General features: G+C 45.3%; 7 protein-coding genes and 1 pseudogene. 7 read left to right on the forward strand and 1 reads right to left on the reverse strand.

Annotated features, from left to right (window positions below):
• Positions 1–149: 149 nt before the first annotated feature.
• A pseudogene (locus RIG66_RS19170) lies at positions 150–503 on the reverse strand (SDR family oxidoreductase); the annotation flags it as partial.
• A 400-nt stretch (positions 504–903) separates the two neighbouring features.
• Here RIG66_RS19170 and RIG66_RS19175 point away from each other — a divergent pair.
• From RIG66_RS19175 to RIG66_RS19205, 7 genes are all read left to right on the forward strand, one after another.
• Complete coding sequence (locus tag RIG66_RS19175; protein ID WP_446380349.1) at positions 904–1,278, forward strand: response regulator transcription factor; 375 nt, start codon at positions 904–906, stop codon at positions 1,276–1,278.
• Positions 1,279–1,463: 185 nt separating this feature from the next.
• Positions 1,464–3,707, forward strand: a complete 2,244-nt coding sequence (locus tag RIG66_RS19180) for an ATP-binding protein (RefSeq protein WP_446380350.1) — start codon at positions 1,464–1,466, stop codon at positions 3,705–3,707.
• Positions 3,704–5,428, forward strand: a complete 1,725-nt coding sequence (locus tag RIG66_RS19185) for an EAL domain-containing response regulator (protein WP_446380351.1) — start codon at positions 3,704–3,706, stop codon at positions 5,426–5,428. Before RIG66_RS19180 ends, RIG66_RS19185 begins: the two co-directional genes overlap by 4 nt.
• Before the next feature lie 1,110 nt (positions 5,429–6,538).
• Positions 6,539–7,633, forward strand: a complete 1,095-nt coding sequence (locus RIG66_RS19190) for a hybrid sensor histidine kinase/response regulator (protein WP_446380352.1) — start codon at positions 6,539–6,541, stop codon at positions 7,631–7,633.
• Positions 7,634–7,811: 178 nt separating this feature from the next.
• Positions 7,812–8,579, forward strand: coding sequence for a YebC/PmpR family DNA-binding transcriptional regulator (locus tag RIG66_RS19195; protein WP_446380353.1), 768 nt, complete (start codon positions 7,812–7,814; stop codon positions 8,577–8,579).
• A gap of 14 nt (positions 8,580–8,593) precedes the next feature.
• A complete protein-coding gene (locus RIG66_RS19200; RefSeq protein WP_446380354.1) occupies positions 8,594–9,172 on the forward strand; it encodes a Uma2 family endonuclease in 579 nt (192 codons plus the stop codon).
• 169 nt (positions 9,173–9,341) lie between these two features.
• Positions 9,342–11,582, forward strand: coding sequence for a TOMM precursor leader peptide-binding protein (locus RIG66_RS19205; RefSeq protein WP_446380355.1), 2,241 nt, complete (start codon positions 9,342–9,344; stop codon positions 11,580–11,582).
• Positions 11,583–11,786 lie beyond the last annotated feature (204 nt).

The following is an 11,786-nucleotide window of genomic DNA, read 5'->3' on the forward strand; positions in this document are numbered from 1 at the left end:
AGAAGGTTTTCCACACAAGGGCTGTAGCTTTTGATCGCCTCAAAATAAATTGAAATTCGGGTAAAAACGATTAAAGCTATTGCTGTCCAATACTTGGGCAAATCTAACTAACAATTTAGCACACTAACTACGGAAGACCCATGAGTGCGGCGATAGTCAGCATCGAGATAAATTTTACCCCATTCAATTAAGTTTCCTAACCCCTCCCCTTGATCCATTGTGTCGAAATCCCATTTATTAGAGGGTAAAGCTGTAGTTCCAGTACAACAGATAATGTGAGTAATAGTCTGAGTGGCGGCGGGGAGAGTAGCTGGCTGACGGATATCGCCAATAGCAATTTCTACCCGGTTATCAAACATAGTTCGGGCTTTTTCGGCGTTGCGGGTGAGTACGCGCACAGGAAACCCTTTCTCTAGGAGTTTGGCAACGGTTAATTGTCCAACTCCGCCTGTGGCTCCGGCGACGAGCACTCGTTCTTGAGTTCTGGCTCTTGGTGAAGTCATGACGCTCTATCCTCTCTGGATACTGTACCTTAGAACCGGGAATAGAGCAATGCGATCGCGTATTTCCTTCCAGAGGGTAGAGACGTTGCATGCAACGTCTCTACAACGGTTTTACTCAGGATACCCACCCCCTTCAAGGTGAAATTACGGAGATGAAATGTTGAACCCAGGTTCACACCCCGTAATTTCCACGAGGACTAATCAGAATCACTATGCAACAATTTATCAAAGTGGACAGTAAACCCCCCATTTAACGCTGGGTTCTCTCAGTCTTCTGATCCATTTTCAGGAGATGAAACCGGAATGGGTTGAGTTATAGATAAGGAGATTATCGCTGTCATGATTGTAGCCATATTTTTAAACACGTTAATACAGGTTAGGCATTTTAAGGAGAGCAACAATGGTTAAAATTTTAGTGATTGAAGATGAGGAGTCTGTACGCGAGAATATTCTGGAACTGCTGGACGCAGAAGGGTTTGATGCAATTATCGCGGAAAATGGACAGAAAGGTTTGCATCTGGCACAACAACATGATCCGGATTTAATTTTGTGCGATGTACTGATGCCAGAAATGGATGGTTATGGAGTTCTTTCTGCCTTGCGTTCTCAAGGTAAGACGGCTAATATTCCGTTCTTATTTCTCACCGCTAAAGCCGCCAAAACTGATATTAAGCAAGGGATGAATTTGGGCGCAAATGCTTATCTAACTAAGCCCTTTACCTTGGCAGAATTGCTGGATGCGATCGCGACTCATGTTGGGGTGATTCATCGGTAGTTCATTTATCGGTGAGGTAGGGCGGGTTTTGTTGTTCATGTATTGATGACAAGCCGTTTTAATGACTAAACCCGCCCCTACAATTTTGACTCAATCCGATGGTTTGGAGGTGGAAATTAATCAGATAACGTTTATTCTAGGATTCGCCAATGTCAAACCTTTTATGTTTCATCCATTCATGACTTATGGCTATCTCATCCAAGCATCTATCAATTAACGCTAATGAACTGGGGACAATGGAGAATCATCTCTTAACCCTACAAGTGGCAATTATGCAGCAGATTGCCCAAGTAAGCCAAGGGAACGGTGTTCCCCAAGATGGGCTGCAAACGACGGTGGATCAATTGCGCCACTTTCTAGACGTTGATTCCTGTCTGATGTTTATAGTATCAGACTTTGAACCGATTACGACACCCTTTGAGGGAGAAGTAAAGGGAAAAAAAAGACAAGAAAACCTGTATCAACTACTGCGAGGAAAGGGAACTGTAGATGACTCATCCTCTCGGCTAATTTGTGAGTTCTACGGGAAATATTATACTTGGCTAATTCAGGGAAAACCACTGATTTTTCCGATCGCGGATGAACCCCCCCCAGCGCCAATCCAAGAATGGCAGAGGGTTTCCGGTTTACCCCTGTTAATTCTACCCCTTTGTCATCGTCAATCCTTTTTTGGGGCGATTAGTCTGATGGCGACGCAGCCGCAACGCCAGTGGAGTCAGGCGGAAATTGATTGTGTCTGTGCGATCGCGTCTCAATGGGCGATGGTATTCTATCACATTCAACAAGAACAAGAGTACCACATTCAACAGCAAAAACACCAGCAGGTTATTGCCGCTTTAAATCGGGCGGAATCCCGAAACAACGCGCTTTTAGAAATTATCCCTGATGCTTTGTTTCGGATTAACAGTGCGGGGATTTATTTAGATTGCTATGGCACAAAAACGGAAACACTTTCTATTCCTGCCGCCGATATTATTGGTAAACATTTGCATCAAATACTGCCGACGTTAGTGGCGGGATTAATTTGGGATCATATTGAACAAGCGCTGGAGACGAAAACTATTCAACGGGTGGAATATCAACTCTGGGTGAATGGCAAAGCCCGCAATTTTGAAGCCCGAATTGTTGCCAGTGGGTTTGAAGAAGTTTCGGTGATTGTCCAAGATGTCACGGATCGGGTGCAAATGCGACTCAGCCTAGAACAAGTGAATGATGCCTTAGAAATGCGCGTGGAAGAACGCACGGCAGCGTTAAGGAAAGTGAATGATGTTCTTCAAGCCGAAATTATCGAAAGAAAACGGATAGAGGAACAACTTCGCACCAGTGAAGAACAATTGCGGCAACTGACAGAAAATATTCGCGAAGTCTTCTTTTTAACCACCCCTGATTTTAGCCAGATGATCTATATTAGTCCAGTGTATCAGGAGGTATGGGGACGTTCGACTAAAAGTTTATATGAGCAACCTTCATCTTGGTTAGAATCCATTCATCCGGAGGATCGCGATCGCGTAACCCAAGCGTTACACAAACAGTCACTCGGGGAAGCAAATTTCCAGGAAGAATATCGGATTGTTCGCCCCGATGGTTCAGTACGTTGGATGGGAGTGCGGGCGTTTCCGGTGGTGAATGAGGCAGGAATTACTATCCGGATTGCGGGGATTGCGGAGGATATTACCGAACGCCAACGAGTGCAAGCAGAAATTCTCAATGCCTTGGCACAAGAAAAGGAACTAAGCGACCTCAAATCCCGCTTTATTACGGTAACGTCTCATGAGTTTCGCACCCCTTTAACTACGATTCACTCGTCAGCCGAGTTACTAGAACATTATCGGCATAAATGGTCAGAGGAGAAACAACAGATGCATTTGCATCGAATTCAAACTTCGGTTAAGTATATGACCAAGTTATTAAATGATGTCTTAATTTTAGGCAAGGCAGATGCAGGTAAACTTGCCTTAAGTCTAGAACCTATTGATTTGAAATTATTTTGTGCCACATTAGTGAAAGATCTGCAACTTAATCAGCCCGAACTCTCTGTTATTAACATCAGTTATGAGTGGGAACCGACCCTTGATGCCCAAGAAATCTATCTAGATAAGCAATTACTCCAGCAAATTTTAGAGAATGTGTTAAGCAATGCGATTAAGTATTCATCCCCCGAACAAACGATTGAGGTTAAACTCAACGGCAATCGCGAACAAATCACCCTGGAAATTCGCGATCGCGGCATTGGGATTCCCCCAGACGATCAAGACCGAATATTTGAAGCCTTCCATCGGGGAACTAACGTTGGCACGATTCCGGGAACCGGATTAGGGCTTGCCATTGTTAAAAAATGTGTGGATATTCATCAGGGTGATATCGACATTAATAGTATCATCGGGGTTGGCACTACAGTAACCGTTACCTTACCTATATTAAACTCATGAAAAAGATTCTAGTCATTGAAGATGAAGAACTCGTCCGGGAAAATATTTTAGAACTCTTGGACGCCGAAGGATTAGCCGGAATTGGCGCAACCAATGGTTATAAAGGGATCGATTTAGCCAAAGTCGAGAAACCCGATTTAATTATTTGTGATGTGATGATGCCGGGATTGGATGGGTATAGTGTGTTAAAAGCACTGCGTCAGGAGTCTAATTTTGCCACCACACCCTTTATTTTCTTAACCGCTAAAGCGGCTAAAGCCGACTTTCGTCAAGGGATGGAATTAGGGGCAGATGATTACCTGACTAAACCTTTTACCCGTGCAGAATTACTGGGTGCGATCGCGACTCGGTTTAAAAAGCAGCAGCAGTATCGTAGTGAACTTGAGCAAGCACAGGATCAACTCGATTATTTGATGCATCATGACTCCTTAACTAACTTGCCTAATCAGTTATCGTTACGGGAACAATTTAAACAAATAAAATCGACGCATAGCCAGCAATTAATGACGATTATATGTGTCGGTTTAGATCGGTTTAATCAAATTAATGATGACTTAGGGCATAGTGTAGGCGATCGCTTATTACAAGCGGTAGCTCAACGTTTAGTTAACGGAGTCACCTCTGAGGATTATGTGGCACGATTAGGCAGCGGTCAATTTGCGATTATTCTGCCCACAACCCCCCATAAAAAAGATGCCGTTCTCATTGCCCAAACTCTCTTAGAACAATTCTCCCAAACCTTTGCCATTGATGACCAAGAAATTTTTATCACTGCTAGTATTGGCATGGCACTCTATCCCCGTGATGGCAGGGATATTGAACAGTTACTCAATCAGGCAAATAAAGCCATGTTTCAGGCAAAGCAACAGGGCGGAAATTGCCATCAGTTTTACTCGATTACCTTAAGTAAAGGAACCTCAGATCGGGTGGCATTAAAAACGAATTTACGCTATGCCTTAGAACGAGATGAACTTCAGGTTTACTATCAACCGCAACTTGATTTGGAAACAGGTAAAATTATCGGGGCGGAAGCCCTGTTGCGCTGGGAACATCCCGAACGGGGACTGGTTTCTCCGATTAAATTTATTCCCCTCGCCGAAGAAACCGGGTTAATCCTGCCGATTGGAGAATGGGTATTAAAAATGGCTTGCCAGCAAACTCGCCATTGGCAAAAAGTGGCTTATCCTCATTTAAAAATTGCCGTCAATTTATCCGGGCGTCAATTTCAGCAACTAGACTTGCGTCATCGATTAGTCAAGATTTTCACCGAAACCGGATTGCGCCCGGAGTATTTAGAATTAGAATTAACGGAGAGTATGCTGGTGGAAAATACCGATGTAGCGATTCGCCGCTTACAGGCATTAAAAGCGCTGGGTGTGGAGATTGCCATTGATGATTTTGGTACAGGGTATTCGTCTTTAAGCTATTTACAGCAGTTTCCCTTTGATACCTTGAAAATTGACCGCTGTTTTATTCGCAATATTCAGGATAATCCGAGTCAGGCGGCAATTACCCAAGCGATTATTGAAATGGCAAATACGCTGGATTTAAAATTAGTGGCGGAAGGAGTGGAAACGGATGCGGAACTTTCCTTTGTCGTACAGCATCACTGTCATAAAATGCAAGGGTATCTGTTTAGTAAGCCTTTGCCCGCTAAGGAATTTGAATCCTTGTTATTTAGCGGAAAATATTTAGCGGGGGTAAATCTTTCATCCGTTTGAGGACACCTGATGTTTCCGAATGTAGGGGCGGGTTTTACAACTATCCTTTCTTCCCTCACCCAGATGCGACTAAACCCGCCCTGATTAAGCCTTGGGTTAAAACCCAAGTCTCAAAGCGAAAGTTGTCTAAAGACGACTGCATATCTAGTCTTAGTCCATTTTAATGGACTTAAGCTATGAGCCAAGAACTTGAGTTCTTGGCAGATGTGGCGGCTTACCGACAAAAGTGCAAACTATCAGATTTAACCCTTCAGTTCCCGCGTCGTCAATCTGTTTTAATTTCTACCAAAAATCTTGATAACTACCATGAAAAAAATTCTGATTATCGAAGACGAAGAAACCGTCCGAGAGATTAAGCCTTGGATTAAAACCCAAGTCTCAAAGCGAAAATCGTCTAAAGACGGCTGCATATCTAGTCTTAGTCCATTTTAATGGACTTAAGCTATGAGCCAAGAACTTGAGTTCTTGGCGGGTGTCAGGGCTTACCGACAAAAGTGCAAACTATCAGATTTAACCCTTCAGTTCCCGCGTCGTCAATCTGTTTTAATTTCTACCAAAAATCTTGATAACCACCATGAAAAAAATTCTGATTATCGAAGACGAAGAAACCGTCCGAGAGATTAAGCCTTGGGTTAAAACCCAAGTCTCAAAGCGAAAGTTGTCTAAAGACGACTGAACATCTAGTCTGAGTCCATTTTAATGGACTTAAGCTATGAGCCAAGAACTTGAGTTCTTGGCAGATGTCAGGGCTTACCGACAAAAGTGCAAACTATCAGATTTAACCCTTCAGTTCCCGTGTCGTCAATCTGTTTTAATTTCTACCAAAAATCTTGATAACCACCATGAAAAAAATTCTAATTATCGAAGACGAAGAAACCGTCCGAGAGATTAAGCCTTGGATTAAAACCCAAGTCTCAAAGCGAAAGTCGTCTAAAGACGACTGCACATCTAGTCTGAGTCCATTTTAATGGACTTAAGCTATGAGCCAAGAACTTGAGTTCTTGGCAGATGTGACGGCTTACCAATAGAGGTGCAAACTATCAGATTTAACCCTTCAGTTCCCGCGTAGTAAATCTGTTTTAATTTATGCCAAAAATGTTGATAACAACCATGAAAAAAATTCTAATTATCGAAGACGAAGAAACCGTCCGGGAAAATCTCATGGAATTGCTGGAAGCCGAAGAATTTGAAGTCTGCGGCGCTGGGGATGGTTGTGCAGGATTGGATTTAGTGCAGCAGTATCAACCGGATTTAATTTTATGTGATGTGATGATGCCCAAATTAGACGGATTTGGCGTCTTAAATACATTGCGGAAAAACCCCGTAACCGCCACAATCCCATTTATGTTTCTCACCGCCCGCACCGATAAAACGGATTTGCGTCAAGGGATGGAACTAGGGGCAGATGATTATATCACAAAGCCCTTTAGTGTCGATGAATTACTGAATGCGATTGCCTCCCGGTTACAAAAACAAGCGATAATTGAGGAACAACAAACCCAAAAACTCGACCAGTTACGCACCAGTATCAGTCTGTCTCTCCCTCACGAAATGCGATCGCCGCTAACGAATATTCTGGGATTTTCCCAGTTATTAGTGGAAGAAGCGGATACCCTGGAACGGCAGGAAATCAAGGAAATGTCGGAAAGTATCCGCAAGTCCAGCGAACGATTACACCGATTGATTCAAAACTTTTTACTCTACGCCGAACTTGAACTCACCGTAACGGATGCGAATCGGATTCAAGCCTTACGCAGTTCTCGAATCAGTTCCGCCGCCTCAGTGATTGAAGCCATGGTTTGGCAACAGGCGAAACGCAGGAATCGAGAGGCTGATGTCAAGCTTGATGTACATGATTCCAGTCTACAAATAGCCAAAACTCGGATGGAGAAAATTGTCGAAGAATTAGTGGATAATGCGTTGAAATATTCGACCCCTGGCACTCCGGTTTCGGTAACGGGGAGGACGGTTCCCAATCAATCATTCTACGCCTTATCAGTTAGCGATCGCGGACGGGGGATGAGTCAGGAACAAATTACTAAGTTGGGGGCGTATCAGCAGTTTGAACGTAAACTGTATGCCCAACAAGGGACAGGATTGGGACTGAGTATCAGTAAGCGGTTAATCGAACTGTTGGGGGGAACTTTAACCATTGATAGCATACCCAATCAACACACCACCGTTCGCGTTCTTCTTCCTGTCTAATCAGGGAAGATGGGGAAGATGGGGAAGATGGGGGAGATGGGGAAGATGGGGAAGATGGGGGAGATGGGGGAGATGGGGAAGAGATGTCCTAATCAACGAATGACAAATGACAAATGACAAATGACAAATGACCAAGCTACCCTAGGGAAGCGGGATTTGACTGATTTGGGTTTCAGTTATGGCAGGACACAGTAAGTGGGCAAATATTAAGCGCCAGAAGGCGAGAGTGGACGCAGCGAAGGGGAAAACCTTTGCCAAACTCTCACGGGAGATCATTGTCGCCGCCCGTAGTGGCGTTCCTGACCCGAATGGGAATTTCCGCTTACGCACCGCGATTGAGAAGGCGAAGGCGGCGGGTATTCCCAATGATAATATTGACCGGGCGATCGCGAAAGGGTCGGGTCAGTTTGATAGTGGTAGCGACAACCTGGAAGAGATTCGCTATGAGGGCTATGGTCCGGGAGGTGTGGCGATTCTAATTGAAGCCCTTACCGATAATCGTAACCGCACGGCGGCAGATTTGCGATCGGCGTTTACCAAGAATGGCGGAAATCTGGGGGAAACGGGTTGTGTGAGTTGGATGTTTGAACAAAAAGGAGTGGTAACGGTAGGGGGTGAGGTGTCCGAGGATCGGCTATTGGAAGCCTCACTGACTGGTGGCGCCCAAACTTATGAGTGGATAGAAGACGACGAGGAACCGGGGGTGGAAGTTGTCACCGAAGTCACCAATCTAGAACACCTGAATCAAACCTTACAGGATCAAGGCTTCAGCGTGCGCGATGCTGAGTTACGTTGGATACCGGGGAATAGCATAGAAATTACTGATCCGGATGTGGCGCGATCGCTCCTAAAATTAATGGATGCCCTAGATGAGTTGGATGATGTGCAGAACGTCACCGCCAATTTTGAAATGGCAGATGATTTGGTGTCGTTGACGATGGCGTGAGACGAGGATCAACCATGACACAGGCACTCTTACACCCCAAAGCCCAACGGTTCGTCCATTCTGGAATGAGTTGGCAACAGTTTAAATTACTACAGGAAAGTTTTGCCGACTCTCCGGGAATACGGCTGGCTTACTACAAAGGAGAGGTTGAAATCTTGACCGTTTCCCCAGATCATGAATCAATCAGCCGCATGATTGCCGGTTTGCTAATCCTGTATTTTCTGGAGAACGAAATCGAATTCAACCCATTAGGGAGTTGTACTCAAGAGAAATCTGAGGACGTTTCCGCCCAAGCTGACGAATCCTTTGCCATCGGTAGTTCAACAGCGACTACCCCTAACCTCTCGATTGAAGTGGTTTTTACCAGTGGCGGCGAACGAAAGTTAACCCGCTACAAAGCATTAGGGGTTCCAGACGTATGGTTTTGGGAAGATGGTGTACTCAGAATGTACCAGTTGCAGGAATCGGGATATGAACGGATCACGCGATCGCGCGTTCTACCCAATCTTGATATTAACCTACTGTCTCGGTGTCTGATGATGGCATCCAAAGTTGAAGCCACGCGGGAATTCAAACGCGGTATCTCTGAATAAGTTTGTAGTTTGTCGTTTGTAGTAAGGGCTTTAGCCCTATTTTATCAGGCATGAGACATCAACCCCACCGACAAATAAAATCGTAGGGTGGGTTAGGCGGTATTTAATCCAGACAATAACCATTTCAGTAGATATCCGCCGTAACCCACCACTCACTTAACCCCCTATCATGATCAATCAACCCATAATTAAACCCTATTTTCATATTGAAATTCTCGATTCCACCGTATTTTTAATCTCAGAACAGGAATCCTTCGCCCTCAGCGGACAGCTTTACACCCAATTAACCCCCTTACTCACCGGACAAACCGTTGACGATATCATTGAACAACTACAAGACACCGCCTCAGCAGCGGACATTTACTATGCCCTCATGTTAATGGAACAAAAGGGGTATATTGTCGAAGCCCAGAATCACATCTCATCCGAAATCGCGGCTTTTCTGGCAACCTTACCCGTTAATCCAATCTCAGCATGGCATCGCTTACAAACCACAACCGTATCGGTGCAATCCTTGGCAACCTGTTCCGTTCCAGACATCAAAACCCATCTGGAATCCCTCTCCCTAAACCTGGGGAAAGACGGTGATTTAACCCTAGTTGTCACCGATGACTATTTGCGCCCCGAACTCGCCGACATTAACCACCAAGCTTGGCAAAACCAACAGCCTTGGCTATTAATCAAACCCATCGGGACAACCCTCTGGCTAGGACCCCTATTTCTACCTGGAAAAACTGGATGTTGGCACTGTTTAGCGCAACGGTTACGCACCAATCGCCCGGTGGAAACCTATATCCAAAACCAAAACCCAAAGGCATCAGTTTTTCCCACTGCCAAAGCTGTCCTCCCATCCACCTGGCAAACCGGATTAAATCTCGCGGCGACGGAACTGATTAAATGGATTGTCCAAGGCGAAAATCCCCAAGTTACGGGACAAATTATTACCGTCGATACCCTATCCCTAAACACCGAAACCCATACCTTAGTTCAGCGTCCTCAATGTTCCTGCTGTGGCAATCCGCAACAGTTTAACCAAACCCCATCTCCTATCTATCTCAACAGTCAGAGGAAAACCTTTACCCGTGATGGAGGACACCGTTCTGTCTCACCAGAAGCCACGCTGAAAAAATATCAGCATCATGTGAGTCCGATTACGGGAGTTGTGCATACATTACACCCGAAAAAACTGACAGACAATGGGGTGATTCACAGTTATTATGCGGGACACAACTTTGCCATGATGTTTGATCCCCTCTACTTTTTGCGGCAAACCGTGCGCGGGAAAAGTGGCGGGAAAGGGAAAACCGATAGTCAGGCAAAAGCGAGTGCGCTATGTGAAGCGATTGAGCGCTATTGTGGCATATTTCAAGGGGATGAGATTCGCCAAAGGGGATGTTATCAGGAGTTAGGCGATCGGGCGATTCATCCGAATCACTGTATGCTTTATAGTGAAGCGCAGTATGAGAATCGTCAGGAAAGTAATGAACAAGCGACGCCGAGTCAACAGGTTCCCGAACCCTTTGATCCGCAACAGGAATTAGACTGGACGCCTGTTTGGTCATTAACCCATCAACAGTTTAAATATATTCCTACGGCTTATTGTTATTACGGCTATCCCAGAGAACAAAATCCCTATTGTTGGGCAAATTCTAATGGCGCAGCGGCAGGGAATACGGTAGAAGAGGCAATTTTGCAAGGGTTTATGGAGTTAGTAGAACGGGATGGAGTGGCGTTGTGGTGGTATAATCGGGTGCAGCGTCCAGGGGTCGATTTAGCGAGTTTTGATGACCCGTATTTAGCGGAGGTGGTTGAGTATTATCGCTCAATTCATCGGGAGATGTGGGTGATTGATATAACGACGGATTTGAATGTGCCGACGTTTACGGCGATTTCTCGACGAGTTGATCGTGAGATTGAAGATATTGTCTTCGGTTTCGGCGCTCATTTTGACCCGAAAATTGCTCTATTACGCGCGATAACGGAGATGAATCAGGTGCTTCCGGCTGTGTTATCGGTGGCGGATGATGGAACAACGGCGTATCGTTTTAATGATCCGGTGGCGTTAGACTGGTGGCAAAGGGCGACGATTGCAAATCAGCCCTATCTGGTTCCTGATTCTAGGGTGAAGATGAAGGGTTATGGTGATTATTCTCAGATGGGATGCGATGATTTGGCGGAAGATGTCAGGAGTTGTGTCAATATTGTTGGAAAGCAGGGCTTGGAGGTGTTAGTTTTAGATCAGACTCGTCCGGATATTGGATTGCCTGTGGTTAAGGTGATTGTGCCGGGATTGCGTCATTTTTGGCAGCGATTGGCGTTTGGACGGTTGTATGATGTTCCGGTAAAATTGGGTTGGTTGTCTCAACCGTTGCTGGAGTCTCAGCTTAATCCGATTCCTATGTTTTTGTGATTGTAGGGGGCAACCGCTTCCTTCTTGCTCCCCTCTCCCCTGGTGGGAGAGGGGCTGGGGGTGAGCTGACAGGTGTAGGTTTTTTACTGTGCGGTTGGGGCAAGACAAGGAGGGCAAGGGGGACAAGAGGACAAGGGAGGAAAACCGTACAGAATCTTGTTCGGTCAAGCTAACTTCTAAAAGCCGAAATGCCCGATTTTTCGT

The organism is Coleofasciculus sp. E2-BRE-01 (assembly GCF_040221695.1).
GTDB lineage: Bacteria > Cyanobacteriota > Cyanobacteriia > Cyanobacteriales > Coleofasciculaceae > Coleofasciculus.